The sequence below is a fragment of the Pseudomonas sp. ZY71 genome, assembly GCF_036542145.1.
In the GTDB taxonomy this organism is placed as follows: Bacteria; Pseudomonadota; Gammaproteobacteria; order Pseudomonadales; family Pseudomonadaceae; genus Aquipseudomonas; species Aquipseudomonas koreensis_A.
The window spans coordinates 1897958-1915063 of the sequence record NZ_CP144274.1; the positions used below are offsets into that span (position 1 = coordinate 1897958).

The following is a 17106-nucleotide window of genomic DNA, read 5'->3' on the forward strand; positions in this document are numbered from 1 at the left end:
GGCGATGCCAGGCTTTTTGCCGTCTATTCTTGTGCCTGCCCGCCGTTATCCAGCCTCAACGGAGAGCTCCCCCATGACTGATTCCCCCGAGCGCGACGAACGCCATCTGGCGCGTATGCAGCGCAAAAAAGCCGTGATCGACGAACGCATCGCCAACTCGCCTGACGAGTGCGGTCTGGTGCTGGTGCTGACCGGCAATGGCAAAGGCAAAAGCAGCTCGGCCTTCGGCATGCTTGCGCGCGCCATGGGCCACGGCATGCAGTGCGGCGTGGTGCAGTTCATCAAGGGCCGCAACAGCACCGGCGAAGAGTTGTTTTTCCGCCGCTTCCCCGAGCAAGTGCGCTTTCACGTGATGGGCGAAGGATTCACTTGGGAAACCCAGGACCGCCAGCGTGACATCGCCGCTGCCGAAGCCGCGTGGGCGGTGTCCCGTGAGTTGCTGCGTGATCCGTCGATCGGTCTGGTGGTGCTCGACGAACTGAACATCGCCCTCAAGCACGGTTACCTCGATCTCGATCAGGTGCTCAGCGATTTGCAGGCGCGTCCGCCGATGCAGCACGTGATCGTCACCGGTCGCGCGGCCAAGCCGGAAATGATCGAAATGGGCGACACGGTCACCGAAATGGGCATGCTCAAACACGCCTTCCAGGCCGGCATCAAAGCGCAGAAAGGCGTCGAACTTTGAATCAACCACGTCACTGCCCGGCGGTCCTCATCGCCGCGCCGGCCTCCGGTCAGGGCAAGACCACCGTCACCGCCGCGCTCGCCCGTTTGCATCGCAATCAGGGGCGCAAAGTACGCGTGTTCAAATGCGGCCCGGACTTCCTTGATCCGATGATTCTTGAGCGCGCCAGCGGTGCGCCGGTCTATCAATTGGACATGTGGATGGTCGGCGAGCAGGAAAGTCGTCGTCTGTTGTGGGAAGCCGCCGCCGAGGCCGATCTGATTCTGATCGAAGGCGTGATGGGTCTGTTCGACGGCACGCCTTCCAGCGCTGATCTGGCGCGGCATTTCGGTGTGCCTGTGCTTGGCGTGATCGATGGGACGGCGATGGCGCAGACCTTTGGTGCGTTGGCGCTGGGCTTGGCGAAGTACCAGCCGGATCTGCCGTTTGCCGGCGTGCTGGCCAATCGTGTCGGTACTTTGCGACATGCGCAATTGCTCGAAGGCAGTCTCACGGAAGGTCTGCGCTGGTACGGCGCGTTGTCCCGCGAAACGGGTATCGAACTGCCGAGTCGCCATCTCGGCCTGGTCCAGGCCAGCGAACTGAATGACCTCGATGTGCGTCTCGACGCGGCTGCCGACGCTCTCGCCAGTAGCTGTGAGGTAGCGCTGCCGCCGGCGGTTGAGTTCGCCGCGCCTGACGTCATCGCTGTAGAGCCGCTGCTGAAGAATGTGCGAATCGCGGTCGCCCGTGATGAAGCGTTTGCTTTCACCTATGGCGCGAGTCTCGATCTGTTGCGGGCGATGGGCGCCGAGTTGAGTTTCTTCTCGCCGATCCGCGATACGCAATTGCCGGAGGCGGATAGCTTGTATCTGCCCGGTGGTTATCCGGAGTTGCATCACGTTGCGCTGGCGCAGAACACCGCGATGGTTGAAGCGATTCGCGCGCATCATGCAGCGGGTAAACCGTTGCTCGCTGAATGTGGCGGGATGCTGTATTTGCTGGATTCTTTGACTGACGTTGAAGGCACTCGCGCTGAGTTGGTTGGGCTGCTTAAGGGCGATGCGGTGATGCAGAAGCGTCTGGCGGCACTGGCCCTGCAAGCGGTCGATCTGCCGGAAGGTTCGCTGCGTGGGCACACTTATCATCATTCCCTGACCACCACCGAATTGACACCGATTGCCCGTGGCTTGAGCCCGAATGGTGGGCGTGGGGCCGAGGCGGTTTATCGGGAAGGGCGGATGACGGCGTCGTACGTGCACTTTTATTTCCCGTCGAATCCGGTGGCTGTCGCTGCACTGTTTGCGCCTGATTCCGAAGGCGCCTTCGCGAGCAGGCTCGCTCCCACAGTTGAAACGGTGGTGACTGAAGCAATGCAATCCCCTGTGGGAGCGAGCCTGCTCGCGAAAGGGCCATGACCGACAACACATTCTCCGAAGCCGAGCGCCAAGCCGTCTATAAAGCCATCGCCGAACGCCGCGACATGCGCCACTTCACCGGCGGCACGGTCGAACCGGAGCTGCTGCGCCGACTCTTGGAAGCCGCCCACCAGGCCCCAAGCGTCGGCCTGATGCAGCCCTGGCGCTTCATCCGTATCAGCGACCGCAACCTGCGCGGGCAGATCCAGAACCTCGTGGAAGAAGAACGCGTCCGCACCGCCGAAGCCCTCGGCGAACGCAGTGACGAGTTCATGAAACTCAAGGTCGAGGGGCTCCATGACTGCGCCGAAGTGCTGGTCGCCGCGTTGATGGACGATCGCGAAAAGCACATCTTCGGTCGCCGCACGCTGCCGGAAATGGACATGGCCTCGCTGTCCTGCGCCATCCAGAATCTGTGGCTGGCCTCGCGCGCCGAAGGCCTGGGCATGGGCTGGGTTTCACTGTTCGAGCCACAGGCACTGGCTGATCTGTTGAAGTTGCCCGAAGGCGCCAAACCTCTCGCCGTTTTATGCCTGGGTCCGGTCAAGGAATTCTATCCGGCGCCGATGCTGGTACTCGAAGGGTGGGCGCAGGCGCGGCCGCTCAATGAGTTGCTGTACGAAAATTATTGGGGAGTGAGTCAATGAGTGTGGCGTTGTTGAGTGTCGCCGCAGTGGCGCTGGATGCGCTGTTGGGTGAACCGAAACGCTGGCATCCGCTGGTGGCGTTCGGCAATTTTGCCGGGCGCATCGAGCAACGTTTCAACGCCGGTGGCCGGGGCTGGCGCAGCCATGGCGTCACCGCGTGGGTGATCGCGGTGCTGCCGTTGACCTTGCTCGCCACGGCGCTTTCCTGGGCGCCGTACGTGGGATGGGTCGTCGAAATTCTTGCGTTGTATGGCGCCCTCGGCATGCGCAGCCTCGGCGAGCATGTGGCGCCGGTGGCCGCTGCTTTGCGCGCAGATGATCTCGATGAGGCACGCAAGCGTGTTGGCTATCTGGTCAGCCGCCAGACCGATGAACTCGACAGCACTGCCGTCGCTCGCGCTGCCACTGAGTCTGTGCTGGAAAACGGCAGCGATGCGGTGTTCGCCGCGCTGTTCTGGTTTGTCGTGGCGGGTGCGCCGGGCGTGGTCCTCTATCGCTTGAGCAACACGCTCGATGCGATGTGGGGTTATCGCAACGAACGCTTTGAGCGTTTCGGCTGGGCCGCAGCAAAAATCGACGACGTGTTGAACTACATTCCTGCGCGTCTGGTGGCATTGACCTACGCGCTGCTGGGCAAAACCCGACTCGCGCTGAAGTGCTGGCGCACACAGGCGCCGAAGTGGGATAGCCCCAACGCAGGTCCCGTGATGGCGGCCGGTGCCGGTGCACTGGGCGTGGAGTTGGGTGGGCCGGCGATTTACCACGGCGAACTTCACGACCGTCCGCAGCTTGGCGAGGGCGCAGCGGCTGACGCAGATTCCATCGACCGTGGCTGGCAATTGGTCCAGCGCGGCGTATGGTTATGGCTGCTGATTCTCTGCGTGGGGGCTGAATTCTATGCTTGAGCACGGTGGCCGGCTGCGCAAGGCGGCACTCGATTACGGCATTGCCGAGGCTGACTGGCTCGACCTGTCCAGCGGCCTCGCGCCGTGGCCGTTCCCGATCCCGGAAATCCCGCTGCGTGCCTGGGCGCGCCTGCCGGAAACCGACGACGGCCTGGAGCAAGCCGCGTGCGATTACTACGGTGCCGCGCAAGTGCTGCCGGTGGCCGGTTCGCAAATGGCCATTCAGTTGCTGCCGCGCTTGCGCCGGGCCGGCAAAGTCGGCGTGTTGTCACCGTGTTATGCCGAGCATGCCGAAGCCTGGCGCCGTAGCGGTTACATCGTGCGTGAAGTGCTGGAGCAGGAAGTCGAATTTTTTCTCGATAGCCTCGACGTGCTGGTGGTGGTCAACCCGAACAACCCGACCGGCCTGAGCCTGACCCCGGCACGCCTGCTTGACTGGCATGCGCGGCTCGCCCGGCGCGGTGGCTGGCTGGTGGTCGATGAAGCTTTCATGGATAACACGCCGCAGTTGAGTCTGGCACCGCATGCCCATCAAGTCGGGCTGATCGTGTTGCGTTCGTTCGGCAAGTTTTTCGGTCTGGCCGGGGTGCGTCTGGGCTTCGTCCTGGCCGAGCGCAAGTTGCTCAAGCTGCTCGCCGAACAGGTCGGGCCCTGGGCGGTGAGCGGGCCGACGCGGGTGCTCGGGCAAGCGTGTCTGCGAGACACCGAAGGGCACACACGCCAACGGATTCGCAGCGATGAGGCCAGTGAGCGGCTGGCGGCGCTGCTGGAGCGATACGGTTTCAAGCCGCAGGGCGGTTGCGCGCTGTTCCAGTGGCTGATCACCGAGCATGCCGAAACGCTGCACGCATTCATGGCTCGTCGCGGCATTCTCCTGCGCCTCTTTACCCACAACAGCAGTTTGCGTTTTGGCCTGCCCGCCGACGCGGCTGAAGAGGCGCGTCTCGAACACGCTTTAAGCGCTTTCGCCAAGGACCACCCATGACCACCCTGATGGTGCAAGGCACCACCTCCGACGCCGGTAAAAGCACACTGGTGACGGCGCTGTGCCGCTGGGCGACGCGCCAGGGCGTGGCGGTCGTCCCGTTTAAACCGCAGAACATGGCGCTCAACAGCGCTGTGACTGCCGATGGCGGTGAGATCGGTCGCGCGCAAGCCGTGCAGGCGCAAGCGGCGTTTCTTGAACCGCACACCGACATGAACCCGGTGCTGCTCAAGCCCAACAGCGATACCGGCGCACAGGTGATCATTCATGGCCGCGCGGTAACGTCGATGAATGCCGTGGCGTATCACGACTACAAAGCCATCGCGATGAAAGCGGTGCTTGCGTCCCACGAACGGCTCAGCGCGGCGTATCCGTTGGTGATGGTTGAGGGCGCAGGCTCGCCGGCGGAGATCAATCTGCGTGCCGGTGACATCGCCAACATGGGCTTTGCCGAAGCGGTGGATTGCCCGGTGTTGCTGATCGCCGACATCAATCGCGGCGGGGTTTTCGCCCATCTGGTCGGCACCCTGGAGTTGCTCTCGCCGAGCGAACAGGCGCGGGTCAAGGGCTTCATCATCAACCGTTTTCGCGGTGACATCGCCTTGCTGCAACCGGGCCTCGACTGGCTGGAACAGCGCACCGGCAAACCGGTGGTGGGCGTGCTGCCGTACGTGATGGATCTGCACCTTGAGGCCGAGGACGGCATCGATCAGCGCCAGACCGACAAGGCCGAACAAGTGCTGAAAGTAGTGGTGCCGGTGCTGCCGCGCATCAGCAACCACACCGACTTCGATCCACTGCGTTTGCATCCGCAGGTCGATCTGCAATTTGTCGGGCCGGGGCAGGCGATTCCTGCTGCTGACCTGATCATCCTGCCGGGCTCGAAAAGCGTGCGCAGTGATCTGGCCTATTTGCGTGCCAATGGCTGGGATACGGCGATCTCTCGGCACTTGCGTTACGGCGGCAAAGTGCTGGGGATCTGCGGCGGTCTGCAGATGCTCGGCGAGCAGGTGCACGACCCGCTCGGTCTTGAAGGTGCGCCGGGCACGAGTGCCGGTTTGGGCTTGCTGGCGTTCGAAACCACCCTTGAGGCCGAGAAGCAGTTGCGCAATGTGCGTGGACGGCTGGCGCTGGAAGATGCCGACGTCAGCGGTTATGAAATTCATGCCGGCGTGACCAGCGGACCGGCGTTGGAAAACGCGGCGGTGCATCTGGATGATGGCCGTTGCGACGGTGCACAGAGTGTTGATATGCAGGTGTTCGGCACCTATCTGCATGGCCTGTTCGAATCGCCGGCGGCGAGTGCGGCGTTGCTGCGCTGGGCCGGGTTGAGCGATGTGCAGCAGGTGGATTATCACGGCTTGCGCGAGCGTGATATCGAGCGGCTGGCGGATCTGGTGGAGAAGCATCTGGATACGGATCTGTTGCGTCAGCTCTGTGGGATTTGAATTGCCTGTACGGGCCTCTTCGCGAGCAGGCTCGCTCCCACAGTGAATGCGGTTAGCCATACATTTTGAGTACAACTCATAACCCTGTGGGAGCGAGCCTGCTCGCGAAAGCGGCGCTTGCCTCACTTGAATTTTCCTGGATGAACCCATGCTCCAACTGATCCTCGGCGGCGCCCGCTCCGGCAAAAGTCGCCTGGCAGAAAAACTCGCCAGCGACAGCAGCCTCTCGGTCACCTACATCGCCACCAGCCAACCCCTCGATGGCGAGATGAGCGACCGCGTCGCCCATCACCGCGCCCGCCGTCCCGTCGAATGGGCACTCATTGAAGAACCCTTGGAACTGGCCCGCGTCCTGCGCGAAAGCGCCAGCGCCGAGCGTTGCCTGCTGGTCGATTGCCTGACCCTGTGGCTGACCAATCTGCTGATGCTCGATGACGCCGAACGCCTCGCTGCCGAGCGCGAGGCCTTGCTCGAATGCCTGGCGTCTTTGCCGGGTGAAATCATTTTTGTCAGCAACGAGACCGGAATGGGTGTCGTGCCGCTGGGCGAATTGACTCGCCGCTACGTCGATGAAGCCGGTTGGCTGCATCAAGCTCTGGCCGAGCGTTGTCAGCGTGTTGTCCTGACCGTCGCCGGCCTGCCCCTGACTCTGAAAGGACCTGCGTTATGACTCAAACCTGGTGGCTGAACCCGTGCAAAGCGGTCGATCTCAACGTCGTTGCACAAGCGGCGGCGCGGCAGCAGCAATTGACCAAACCGGCCGGTTCCCTCGGTTGTCTCGAGTCGGTGGCCGTGCAACTGGCCGGCCTGCAAGGCCAGGTCAAACCGACACTCTCGCAAGTGTGGATCGCGATTTTTGCCGGTGATCACGGCGTGGTTGCAGAAGGGGTTTCGGCGTTCCCGCAGGAAGTCACCGGGCAGATGCTGCTCAACTTTGTCAGTGGCGGCGCGGCGATCAGCGTGCTGGCGCGTCAGCTCGGCGCGCAGTTGGAAGTGGTCGATCTGGGCACGGTGAATCCCGCGCTGAACCTGCCGGGTGTGCGTCATTTGAACATTGGCGCGGGTACGGCGAACTTCGCTCAGGGTGCGGCGATGACTCAGGCCCAGGGCGAACTCGCCTTGCAGGCCGGTCGCGACAGTCTGCTGCGAGCGAAAGCGGCGGGCACGCAGTTGTTCATCGGTGGCGAAATGGGCATTGGCAACACCACGGCAGCCAGTGCGCTGGCCTGCGCCTTGCTCGATTGCCCGGTGGCGCATCTGACCGGTCCCGGCACCGGGCTGAATGCCGAAGGTGTCAGTCATAAAGCACAAGTGATTGAGCGCGCGCTGGCATTGCATGCAGCGCAGCGTGGCGATGTCTTGCAGACCCTGTTCAATCTGGGCGGTTTTGAAATCGCCGCACTGGTCGGTGCGTATCTGGCGGCGGCTCAAGAAGGCGTTGCGGTGCTGGTCGACGGTTTTATCTGCACGGTCGCGGCGCTGGTTGCGGTGCGTTTGAATCCGGCTTGCCGCGAGTGGTTGTTGTTCGGTCATCGCGGTGCCGAGCCGGGCCATCGTCATGTGCTGGAAACCCTCGCTGCCGAGCCGTTGCTGGAACTCGGTTTGCGTCTGGGCGAGGGCAGTGGCGCGGCGCTGGCGGTGCCATTGTTGCGTCTGGCCTGTGATCTGCACGGGCAGATGGCAACATTCGCCGAAGCAGCGGTGGCGGATCGTCCGGCATGACCTTGCATCTGGATCTGCTGCGCCATGGTGAGACTGAGCTCGGCGGTGGTTTGCGCGGCAGCCTCGACGATGCGCTGACCGAAAAGGGCTGGGCGCAGATGCGTTTGGCCGTGGTCGAGGGCGGGCCGTGGGATCGGATCGTCAGTTCGCCGTTGCAGCGTTGCGCGCGGTTTGCCGCAGAGCTGGGTGAGCAACTGAACCTGTCAGTGCGTCTGGACAAGGATCTGCAGGAACTGCATTTCGGCGCGTGGGAAGGGCAGAGTGCGGCAGCGTTGATGGAGACCGATGCCGAGGACTTGGGGTTGTTCTGGGCCGATCCGTATTCGTTTACGCCGCCGCAGGGTGAGCCGGTCAGCGAGTTTTCTTCTCGAGTGCTGGCGGCCGTTGCGCGCCTGCACAGTGCTTACGCCGGTGAGCGGGTGTTGCTGATCAGTCATGGCGGCGTGATGCGTTTGTTGTTGGCGCAAGCGCGAGGGTTGCCGCGCGAACAGCTGCTCAATGTCGAGGTCGCTCACGGCGCGTTGTTTGCGCTGACGATCGAGGCTGACGGTTCACTCAAGGAAGGTTGCTGACATGTTGCCGCTGTGGATCGCCCTGCAATTTCTCAGCAGCCTGCCGATTCGTTTGCCGGGGATGCCTGAGCCGGAGCAACTGGGGCGGTCTCTGCTGTTTTATCCGTTGGTGGGGCTGCTGTTCGGGGTGATCCTGTGGGCGCTGAATCTCGCCTTGAGCGGCGCGCCGTTGTTTCTGCATGCGGCATTGCTGTTGACGGTTTGGGTGCTGCTCAGCGGTGCGCTTCACCTTGATGGTCTGGCCGACAGCGCCGATGCCTGGCTCGGCGGTTTTGGTGATCGCGAGCGCACGCTGACGATCATGAAAGATCCGCGCAGCGGGCCGATTGCGGTGGTCACGCTGGTGTTGCTGTTGTTGCTCAAATTTGCTGCGTTGCTGGCGTTGATCGAGCAGGGGCATGGGCAGGCGTTGATCATCGTGCCATTGCTCGGACGGGCGGCGTTGCTCGGGTTGTTTCTGACCACGCCGTATGTGCGTGCGGGCGGGTTGGGGCAGGCGTTGGCGGATCATTTGCCGCGCAAGGCCGGGTGGTGGGTGTTGGGCGCAAGTGCGCTGGGCTGCTTGCTGATCGCCGGTTTTAGCGCGGTTGTCGCGTTGCTGATCGCTGTCGGTGTGTTTGTCTGGCTGCGGCAGGTGATGATGCGGCGGTTGGGCGGGACGACCGGTGATACGGCGGGGGCGTTGCTGGAATTGCTGGAGATGGTGGTGTTGGTTGGATTGGTTTTGCTCTGATGGATTTCTACTGGTCATGCCGGCCTCATCGCGAGCAGGCTCACTCCTACAGTTGGCCGCGTTCCCCTGTAGGAGTGAGCCTGCTCGCGATAGCGGTGTGTCAGGCGCCACAAATGTTATGGGTAAACTCATCTGTAACTTGATTTAACACAGTCGCGGGTATATACACGCATCATGCTTCCTTCTCAGTGTTTGTGCACCAACCTGCGTCGCGCCGCTCGTGGCGTCAGCAGGCATTACGACGGCGCTCTCGACGGCTTCGGGATCAACGTTGCCCAGTATTCTCTGCTGTGCAACCTGCAGCGCCTGGATCAACCGAGCATCTCGGAACTCGCCGAAGCCATGGGGCTGGATCGCAGCACCCTCGGGCGCAACTTGCGGGTGCTGGAAGGCGAGGGGCTGGTGGCGCTGGCCGAGGGCGAGGACATGCGTAACCGCATCGTCAAACTCACCGAGACTGGCGTGCAACGCCTGGCAGCGGCACTGCCGGCCTGGGAAGCGGCACAGCAGCGGTTGATCGACCGACTGGGTGCCGAGAAGCGTGAAACCTTGCTCAGATTGCTGGATGAACTGGCCTGAGGCCGGTTTTTTCCAAACTCAAGCGGGTATATACCCGCAAGCGGAGAATAACAATGACATCGATGTGGCGTACGTGCGGTTGGGTGTTGGTCGGGAGTGCGCTGATTCTCGCGTTGTCATTGGGCGTGCGGCACGGTTTCGGCTTGTTCCTGTCACCGATGAGCGCGCAGTTCGGTTGGGGGCGTGAGGTGTTCGCCTTTGCCATTGCTCTGCAGAACCTGATCTGGGGCTTGGCGCAACCGTTTACCGGCGCATTGGCTGACCGCTTCGGCGCGGCAAAAGTGGTGCTCATCGGTGGGGTGCTCTACGCGGTGGGTCTGGTGTGCATGGGGCTGTCTGATTCGGCGGTGACGCTGTCACTGAGTGCCGGTCTGCTGATCGGTATCGGCCTTTCGGGCACTTCGTTCTCGGTCATCCTCGGTGTCGTGGGACGTGCCGTGCCGCCAGAGAAACGCAGCATGGGCATGGGCATTGCCAGTGCCGCCGGTTCTTTCGGCCAGTTCGCCATGTTGCCGGGCACGCTGGGTCTGATCGGCTGGCTTGGCTGGTCGGCCGCCTTGCTGGTGCTGGGCCTGTTGGTGGCGCTGATCGTGCCGCTGGTGAGCATGCTCAAGGACAAGCCGTTGCCGGTGCTTGGCCATGAACAGACGCTGTCCGAAGCGCTGCGCGAAGCCTGCTCGCATTCGGGTTTCTGGTTATTGGCATTCGGCTTTTTCGTCTGCGGTTTTCAGGTGGTGTTCATCGGCGTGCACCTGCCTGCGTACCTGGTCGATCAGCATCTGCCAGCCAGCGTTGGTACGACGGTGCTGGCGTTGATCGGATTGTTCAATATCTTCGGCACCTACACCGCCGGTTGGCTCGGCGGGCGTATGTCCAAACCGCGTCTGCTGACAGCGTTGTACTTGTTGCGTGCGGTGGTGATCGTGCTGTTTCTGTGGCTGCCGGTGACGACTACCTCGGCGTACCTGTTCGGCATGGCGATGGGTTTCCTGTGGCTGTCGACGGTGCCGTTGACCAACGGTACGGTGGCGACCTTGTTCGGCGTGCGAAACCTGTCCATGCTCGGTGGCATCGTGTTTCTGTTCCATCAGCTGGGTTCGTTCCTCGGCGGCTGGCTGGGCGGGGTGGTGTATGACCGAACCGGGAGTTATGACTTGATCTGGCAAGTGGCGATACTTTTGAGCCTGCTGGCGGCCGCGCTGAACTGGCCGGTGCGCGAACGGCCGGTCGCACGTCTGCAAGCCGCAGCGAGCGCCGCATGAGCCGACTCTGGCCACGTATCGTCATCGCCGCACTTGGCGCCGCATTGCTGGCGCTGGTGTGGTGGGGCTGGCATCAGGGCGGACTGGCGTTGATGCAGTTGGGCATGAGCATTTGCTAGAAACAAGCATGGCGAGTAACGTCAAACTCTGACGACTGCTCAAGGATGTTCGACATGCTGATTCGCTGGTGTGCTGTTCCCGCGTTGCTGATGGCGTTGACTGGACTGGCTCAGGCCGCTGACTGTCCCGAATTGCTGCAAGGCTCGCTGCCCAAGCTGCGAGCCAAGGAATCCATCGATCTGTGCAAGCAGTACGCCGACAGGCCGTTGGTGGTGGTCAATACCGCGAGCTTCTGCGGTTTCGCGCCGCAGTTCGAAGGCTTGGAGGCGCTGCATAAGCGCTACGAAGGTCAAGGGCTGCAAATGCTCGGCGTGCCTTCCAATGACTTCAAGCAGGAGTCCAAGGACAGCGCCGAGACTGCCAAGGTCTGCTACGCCAACTACGGCGTGACGTTCAACATGACCGAGCCGCAAAAGGTTCGTGGTGATGACGCTACGCATCTGTTTCAGGTGCTGGCGGCACAGAGCAGCGCACCGAAGTGGAATTTCTACAAATACGTAGTCGATCGCCAGGGCAAGGTGATCGCCAATTTTTCCAGCCTGACCAAGCCTGATGATCCGGAATTTATCGCTGCGATTGAAAAGGCTATTGCCTCGAAACCGCTGAAACCTTGAATCCGAAGGCCGGCGATGATTTTGTAGGAGCTGCGGCACGCTGCGATCTTTTGATTTGAAAAAACAAGATCAAAAGATCGCAGCCTCGTTGCACTCGACAGGTCCTACAGGTCGCACAAATTTCAGGCATTAAAAAGCCCCGCCTCTGCAAAGAGAGCGGGGCTTTTTGTGGGTGAGGGATTAGCCTCGCCACACAGCATCAGAAGCGATAAGTAGCGCCGACACCGAAACCGTTTGCCGAGTTTTCATACTTGGCGTCGTAGCTCTGGCCACGATCGTTTTCGTTGCGGATCTTCACCGACTCTTCTTTCAGGTACGAGTAAGCGACATCGATAGTCAGGTCTTCGGTCGGGCTCCAGCCGGCACCGATGCTGAAGATGGTCCGGTCACCGGTAGGAATGCGTGGCGAACGATCGACGTTGTTGGTCGGCGACTGGTCGAAGGTCAGACCGGTACGCAGTACCCATTCCTTGTTCAGCTGGTACGAAGTACCCAAGGCATAAGCCCAGGAGTCGTGCCAGTTCTGGTCTTCGGTGATTTCACCGAATTGACCGGCCAGCAGCGGCTGCACACCGGAGTTCTTGACGGTGATTTTTTCCAGCTGGCTCCAGCGGGTCCAGGTCGAACCGGCATACACGTTCCAGCGATCGTTGATCGCCTGGGTGACCGAGAAGTCGACGGATTCAGGCGTGGTGATCTTCAGCGAAGCATCGTACTTCTGGTTGGCGCCCAGACCGATTGCACCCAGTACACCGTAGTTGACCTTGGTGTTGCCTTCGAGCTTGTAGTCGACTTTCGAGTGGTAAGTCAGACCCAGGCGAGTGGTGTCAGTGGCTTGTACCAGCACGCCGATGTTGTAGCCCAGCGCGGTGTCGTCACCCTTGATCTTGACCTTGCCATCCGGCGCGGCCTGAGTGATCGACAGGTTGGATTCCAGCGTGCCGTCGATGCGGTTGATGGTCGGACCAAAACCGATCGACACCTTGTCGTTGAAAGCGTAGCTGACGGTTGGCTGGAAAGTGATGACCTGAACTTCAGACTTGCTGCCGAAATAACGGCCGGCAAAGTTGTTTTCGTAGTCGGTAATCAGGCCGAACGGCACGTAAACGCCGAGACCGAATGCCCAATGATCATCGATCGGTTTGACGTAGAAGCCCATAGGTACGGAGGTGAAGGGCACCATGTCGCCTTTGTTGCTGCCGCCGTTAGGGCTGGAGCTGGCGTCGCTGATATCGGTTTTTGCATCGAGGAATGCAACACCGCCAGTCACTTGTTCGCGCTTGAGGCGCGACATGCCGGCAGGGTTGCCATAAACAGTGCTTGCATCGTCGGCAGAAGAAGATCGCCCAGCGTAACCGGTGCCCATCCCGCTGATACTGTGTTCGTTGATGGCAAAGCCAGCTGCGAAGATCTGGGTGGATGCCATGGTAACGGCGAGGCTAAGGGTGGTTTTGAGCATGACTTTTTTCATTATTAGAACTCCTGGTGATCACCGGGGCGAAAATTACCAACATTTTCGTCCCAGCGCTATAGTCCGTATGCCTTGAGTTAGAGCGGTTTTGTAGGACAATCCGACCAGAATCGCGTCCTGTTGGGCGATCTTCTGAAACCGGTCGGTCAGCAAGCGACCTGATTCACCGTTGAAACACAGGTGTGCCAAGCGTAAGTGAAGTCGCGCAGGCGACCTTGGGGTTGAAAGGTCTGGCGCCAGATACGCGCCATTCCCAGCAAATCGTTGCAATCGGGGAGGGTGGGGTTTTGTTCTTCCACCAGCAGCCAGGCAATGGCCGTGGCGTAACGCAGATTGACCGTCAGTTCCAGGTGCGGACCGGTCAGGAACGCATGCTGGCTGGCGAGGCCGCGAACCAGGCTGGCACGTTCGGGATCGAGTGCCAGGTAATCATCCCAAAGGGCTTGATGGCGATGCTCGGCAATGCGGTAGAGGCCGTGGCCACGGCGGTCATGCAGGGCGGAACCCAGGGCTGACTGACTGGCGGCGATGCCCAGCAGCAGAGATTCGGCAGTCGCGCTGTGGCGTCCCAGATAGATCAACGTAGGACGGATCACGTAGCGGCACAGTTCGCTGGCAGCGATACCCATAAAACCCTCGGTTCTTGTTATTAATGGCGAGTCCTGAAGGGGGGCTTGGCAGCTGTGGATCGGTTCAGGCTCGCCGCAAGCGGATCACGCCGCTTGAGTTGAAGTGTAGTGTCATATTCGCGACGTAAAGGCCTGTTTTTAAAATATTTCCGGCTTCGAGTTATAACCGTTATATCCGTTGGTACTTAAGCGCCAACGGCTAAAAGTGAAACATCGGGCAATAAAAAGCCCCGCATTTTGTGCGAGGCTTTTGCTTTTGCAGCCTTTTCGGCTCTCAGGCAATCAATGCCTGACGGGTACGATCGATCACGGCCTGCAGCGGTTCAGCGCTGGAGTATTGATCGGGGTACAGACGCTCGCTGTGGCGGGCGATACCGTGTTCGTTGACCAGTGTGAAGCTGAAGCAGCCTTTGCGAGCGGCCATGATCAGGCAGTTCATTGGTGCAAAAGCGTTGGTTAGGGTGCGAATGGCATCCTGAGTATGGATTTGAGCAGACATAGTTATTAGGTGTTCCTACAAATGACACGGATAAGAACCGTGCAACGTTAAAACGTTCCAGTAACGTCGACCACCATTGGTCGAACGAAGAACCCGACTGGAACAAAGCAGCCAGTTTGAAGCGCAATTAAGTTGGCGCGCTTGGGCTGGCAGGTAGGTACTTAGGAGGGCAGGCAACACATCAAGGGCAAAGGTTCTGGGCCCGGGGTGAAGATCCTGATCAATTTGCAGGTTGGTTCGGTCAGAGTAAGTGGTCTTCGCAACACCCTTCGCATCATTCGAAGGCAGTGTCGCCGCAAGATTTACCTGGAAACCATCGAGGGGTCGTTCCCGCTTTTTTCGGTAGGGCTTCTTGGTAGAAGGCTGACCGTGGGGATGTGTTCGACCGGAATTGACTTTCAGCTTGGTACTAACGCCGCGGATACTAACGGATCGAAACGGGTAAAGCAAACCTCGTGGAGAAAAAGATTGCAGCCAGAGATTGAGCCCGCTTTGCGTGCTTGCTCAATTGCCCGCAATTGGCGCATTTTTCCACCGTCGGTCGGTGAAGATGTCTTCATCAAGCCGCGCGATAGACCGGCTTATCCCCAAGCCTGACCATAAACCGAACCGAAAAAGCGCATCGATATAACCGGGTAACAGGTACTTGTGCACATTAGTTGCGCAGGCTGTAACAGCGCTGTCACATCATTCCTGACTCCAGTGGCTGCCTGCATCGAAAGTTTAAGTCAATGAAAAACATCGCTTTTTTTTGTTGGTGAAAAAATCGTCAGTTTGACTGCGAGCCCCATTCCATAAGGCTTTGCGAGGGTTGGAGGACGGTTGTCCACTGAGTTATCCACAGCTTCTGTGGATTGTCCCGAGCGCTTGCTCTAGGACGGGCGTGCCGGGTTGTTTTTCGACTTTACCTGTAAGAAAAAGAGAGTAGAGTGGCGCGCCTTCCGATTCGTCCCACAGTGCTTTATGAAGTTTCGCTCAGTATCAGACTCTGTTACCTCACAAACTCTTCCTGTTACCCCGCCCAAGCGCTTTTCCGTTCGCGTTGCAGAGTGGCTGCTCGACAGCCCGCGTCTGAGCGACAGTCACAACGCCAAACACCTCGCTGGTCGCCTGCTCAAACAACCGGCGCGTGATGGCGTGGTGGTCGCGCAAAGCCGCCTCGGCCAATTGATGTGCCGCGAGTGCGGTAACGCACGGGACCGTCGCATCGGTCAGGATCTGCTGCGCCAGGCCGCCCGCGCCGGCGACCGTCGCGCGCAACAGGAACTCGGTCTGCTCGAAGACTGAGCTGTCCAAGACCTGACACCTTGGTTAACCTTCAGGCTTTATAAGATCGGCGGGAATGGCTATGGCGATGGACTTGACCAGCGTATTGCTGGGGCTTGCGGGGGCGGGATTGCCACTGCTGGCATTGGCCTGGCAACTGCAACGCCGGGCGAGCAACGGCCAGGCTGAGGTCGCCCTGCTCGAAGAGCGGCTGGCCATGGCCCAACTGGCGCAGGATGGGCTTAACGCGCAGCTCGACGCCAGCCGCGATGAAGTTGCCGATCTCGGCCAGGCCAATGCCGCCAAGCAGGCTGATCTGGCCGCTCTGCGCCGGGAAGTCGAACTGCTGCAGATCGAACGCGACGACGCCCGCGATGCTTCCCACGCCTGGAACCTCGAACGCGCCAACAAGGAAGCTGAACTGCGCCGCCTCGACGCACAGGCTGCTTCACTGAACGCCGAACTGCGCGAGCAACAGGAAAGCCACCAGCAACGCCTCGACGACTTGCAAGGCTCGCGCGATGAACTGCGCGCGCAGTTTGCCGAGCTGGCCGGGAAGATCTTCGATGAGCGCGAGCAGCGCTTTGCCGAGACCAGCCAGCAACGCCTCGGTCAGTTGCTCGACCCGCTCAAGGAACGTATTCAGTCCTTCGAAAAACGTGTCGAAGAAAGTTATCAGGCCGAGGCCCGCGAGCGTTTCTCGCTGGCCAAGGAGCTGGAGCGCTTGCAGGCGCTCAACCTGCGTCTGAGCGACGAAGCCACCAACCTCACCCGTGCCCTCAAAGGCCAGAAAACCCAAGGCAACTGGGGTGAGCTGATTCTCGAACGGGTGCTCGAACACGCCGGTCTGGAGAAGGGCCGCGAGTACCAGACTCAGGTCAATCTCAAAGGCCCGGATGGCGAGCGCTTCCAGCCTGATGTGATCATTTACCTGCCGGGCGACAAGCAAGTGGTGGTGGATTCCAAGGTGAGCCTCACCGCGTATCAGCAATACGTGGCTGCCGACGACGACACTCTCGGGCAGATCGCAATCAAGCAGCACGTGCTGTCGTTGCGCAATCATGTCAAAGGCCTGGCCGGCAAGGACTACAAACGTCTGGAAGGCTTGCACAGCCTTGATTTCGTTTTGCTGTTCGTGCCAATCGAAGCGGCGTTTTCGGCGGCGTTGCAAGCCGAACCGAGCCTGTTCCAGGAAGCCTTCGACCGCAACATCGTCATCGTCAGCCCGACGACATTGCTGGCGACTTTGCGGGTGATCGACAGTCTGTGGAAGCAGGAGCGCCAGAGTCAGAATGCTCGGGAAATCGCCGAGCGCGCCGGGTGGCTGTACGACAAGTTCGTGCTGTTTATTCAGGATCTCGACGAGGTTGGCAATCGACTGCAACAGCTGGATAAAGCCTACAGTTCTGCGCGCAACAAGCTGACAGAGGGGCGCGGTAATCTGGTCAGTCGCAGTGAACAGCTCAAGTTGCTCGGTGCTCGGGCGAGCAAGAGTTTGCCAGCGGACTTGCTGGAGCGGGCGATGACCGATGTCGATGGTCTCGTCGAACTCCCTGAATAACCCGAAAAGCT

Annotated in this window: 20 protein-coding genes; 17 read left to right on the top strand and 3 right to left on the bottom strand. The window is 60.5% G+C overall.

Annotation, left to right across the window (positions count from 1 at the left end):
* Positions 1 to 73: 73 nt before the first annotated feature.
* The 14 genes from cobO to VY732_RS08525 all read left to right on the top strand — a co-directional run bounded on the left by cobO (position 74) and on the right by VY732_RS08525 (position 11669).
* Entirely contained in the window at positions 74 to 685 is a 612-nt protein-coding gene (cobO, locus tag VY732_RS08460; protein WP_003223053.1) for a cob(I)yrinic acid a,c-diamide adenosyltransferase, read from the top strand.
* Positions 682 to 2082 (top strand): cobyrinate a,c-diamide synthase, encoded by a 1401-nt coding sequence (locus VY732_RS08465; RefSeq protein ID WP_331695170.1) that lies wholly within the window; start codon positions 682 to 684, stop codon positions 2080 to 2082. The genes cobO and VY732_RS08465 overlap by 4 nt, the downstream gene beginning before the upstream one ends.
* Positions 2079 to 2729: a 5,6-dimethylbenzimidazole synthase gene (gene bluB, locus VY732_RS08470; protein WP_331695171.1), complete on the top strand. Its 651-nt coding sequence runs from the start codon at positions 2079 to 2081 to the stop codon at positions 2727 to 2729. Before VY732_RS08465 ends, bluB begins: the two co-directional genes overlap by 4 nt.
* A complete protein-coding gene (gene cbiB / locus VY732_RS08475) occupies positions 2726 to 3634 on the top strand; it encodes an adenosylcobinamide-phosphate synthase CbiB (RefSeq protein WP_331695172.1) in 909 nt (302 codons plus the stop codon). The genes bluB and cbiB overlap by 4 nt, the downstream gene beginning before the upstream one ends.
* Positions 3627 to 4619 carry a threonine-phosphate decarboxylase CobD gene (cobD, locus tag VY732_RS08480; protein ID WP_331695173.1) on the top strand — a complete coding sequence of 331 codons (993 nt, stop codon included), beginning with the start codon at positions 3627 to 3629 and terminating at the stop codon, positions 4617 to 4619. The genes cbiB and cobD overlap by 8 nt, the downstream gene beginning before the upstream one ends.
* Entirely contained in the window at positions 4616 to 6067 is a 1452-nt protein-coding gene (locus tag VY732_RS08485) for a cobyric acid synthase (protein ID WP_331695174.1), read from the top strand. Before cobD ends, VY732_RS08485 begins: the two co-directional genes overlap by 4 nt.
* A 148-nt stretch (positions 6068 to 6215) precedes the next feature.
* On the top strand, positions 6216 to 6737 hold the full coding sequence (cobU, locus tag VY732_RS08490; RefSeq protein WP_331695175.1) for a bifunctional adenosylcobinamide kinase/adenosylcobinamide-phosphate guanylyltransferase: 522 nt from the start codon (positions 6216 to 6218) through the stop codon (positions 6735 to 6737).
* A complete protein-coding gene (cobT, locus tag VY732_RS08495) occupies positions 6734 to 7789 on the top strand; it encodes a nicotinate-nucleotide--dimethylbenzimidazole phosphoribosyltransferase (RefSeq protein WP_331695176.1) in 1056 nt (351 codons plus the stop codon). The genes cobU and cobT overlap by 4 nt, the downstream gene beginning before the upstream one ends.
* Complete coding sequence (gene cobC / locus VY732_RS08500; protein ID WP_331695177.1) at positions 7786 to 8361, top strand: alpha-ribazole phosphatase family protein; 576 nt, start codon at positions 7786 to 7788, stop codon at positions 8359 to 8361. The genes cobT and cobC overlap by 4 nt, the downstream gene beginning before the upstream one ends.
* A 1-nt stretch (position 8362) precedes the next feature.
* Positions 8363 to 9094, top strand: a complete 732-nt coding sequence (locus tag VY732_RS08505) for an adenosylcobinamide-GDP ribazoletransferase (protein ID WP_331695178.1) — start codon at positions 8363 to 8365, stop codon at positions 9092 to 9094.
* A gap of 174 nt (positions 9095 to 9268) precedes the next feature.
* On the top strand, positions 9269 to 9673 hold the full coding sequence (locus VY732_RS08510) for a MarR family winged helix-turn-helix transcriptional regulator (protein ID WP_007919794.1): 405 nt from the start codon (positions 9269 to 9271) through the stop codon (positions 9671 to 9673).
* Positions 9674 to 9726: 53 nt separating this feature from the next.
* Positions 9727 to 10935, top strand: a complete 1209-nt coding sequence (locus tag VY732_RS08515) for an MFS transporter (protein ID WP_077571733.1) — start codon at positions 9727 to 9729, stop codon at positions 10933 to 10935.
* Positions 10932 to 11054, top strand: coding sequence for a hypothetical protein (locus VY732_RS08520; RefSeq protein WP_256587114.1), 123 nt, complete (start codon positions 10932 to 10934; stop codon positions 11052 to 11054). The genes VY732_RS08515 and VY732_RS08520 overlap by 4 nt, the downstream gene beginning before the upstream one ends.
* A 54-nt stretch (positions 11055 to 11108) precedes the next feature.
* Positions 11109 to 11669 (top strand): glutathione peroxidase, encoded by a 561-nt coding sequence (locus tag VY732_RS08525; protein ID WP_331695179.1) that lies wholly within the window; start codon positions 11109 to 11111, stop codon positions 11667 to 11669.
* A gap of 199 nt (positions 11670 to 11868) precedes the next feature.
* Here the strand turns inward: VY732_RS08525 and VY732_RS08530 are convergent, their stop codons facing one another.
* The 3 genes from VY732_RS08530 to VY732_RS08540 form a co-directional block, all read right to left on the bottom strand.
* Positions 11869 to 13140 carry an OmpP1/FadL family transporter gene (locus VY732_RS08530; RefSeq protein ID WP_077571735.1) on the bottom strand — a complete coding sequence of 424 codons (1272 nt, stop codon included), beginning with the start codon at positions 13138 to 13140 and terminating at the stop codon, positions 11869 to 11871.
* A gap of 146 nt (positions 13141 to 13286) precedes the next feature.
* Complete coding sequence (locus VY732_RS08535) at positions 13287 to 13769, bottom strand: hypothetical protein (protein WP_034156219.1); 483 nt, start codon at positions 13767 to 13769, stop codon at positions 13287 to 13289.
* A 274-nt stretch (positions 13770 to 14043) separates the two neighbouring features.
* A complete protein-coding gene (locus tag VY732_RS08540) occupies positions 14044 to 14268 on the bottom strand; it encodes a hypothetical protein (RefSeq protein ID WP_331695180.1) in 225 nt (74 codons plus the stop codon).
* Between the two features lie 207 nt (positions 14269 to 14475).
* On the opposite strand from VY732_RS08540, the gene VY732_RS08545 reads away from it, so the two are divergent.
* The 3 genes from VY732_RS08545 (at position 14476) to rmuC (ending at position 17095) form a co-directional block, all read left to right on the top strand.
* The gene (locus VY732_RS08545) at positions 14476 to 14865 is read left to right on the top strand and encodes a hypothetical protein (protein WP_331695181.1); all 390 of its coding nucleotides are present in this window, start codon (positions 14476 to 14478) and stop codon (positions 14863 to 14865) included.
* A 366-nt stretch (positions 14866 to 15231) separates the two neighbouring features.
* Complete coding sequence (locus VY732_RS08550) at positions 15232 to 15555, top strand: sel1 repeat family protein (protein ID WP_137219695.1); 324 nt, start codon at positions 15232 to 15234, stop codon at positions 15553 to 15555.
* A 175-nt stretch (positions 15556 to 15730) separates the two neighbouring features.
* Positions 15731 to 17095: a DNA recombination protein RmuC gene (gene rmuC / locus VY732_RS08555; protein ID WP_187677502.1), complete on the top strand. Its 1365-nt coding sequence runs from the start codon at positions 15731 to 15733 to the stop codon at positions 17093 to 17095.
* Positions 17096 to 17106: the final 11 nt, after the last annotated feature.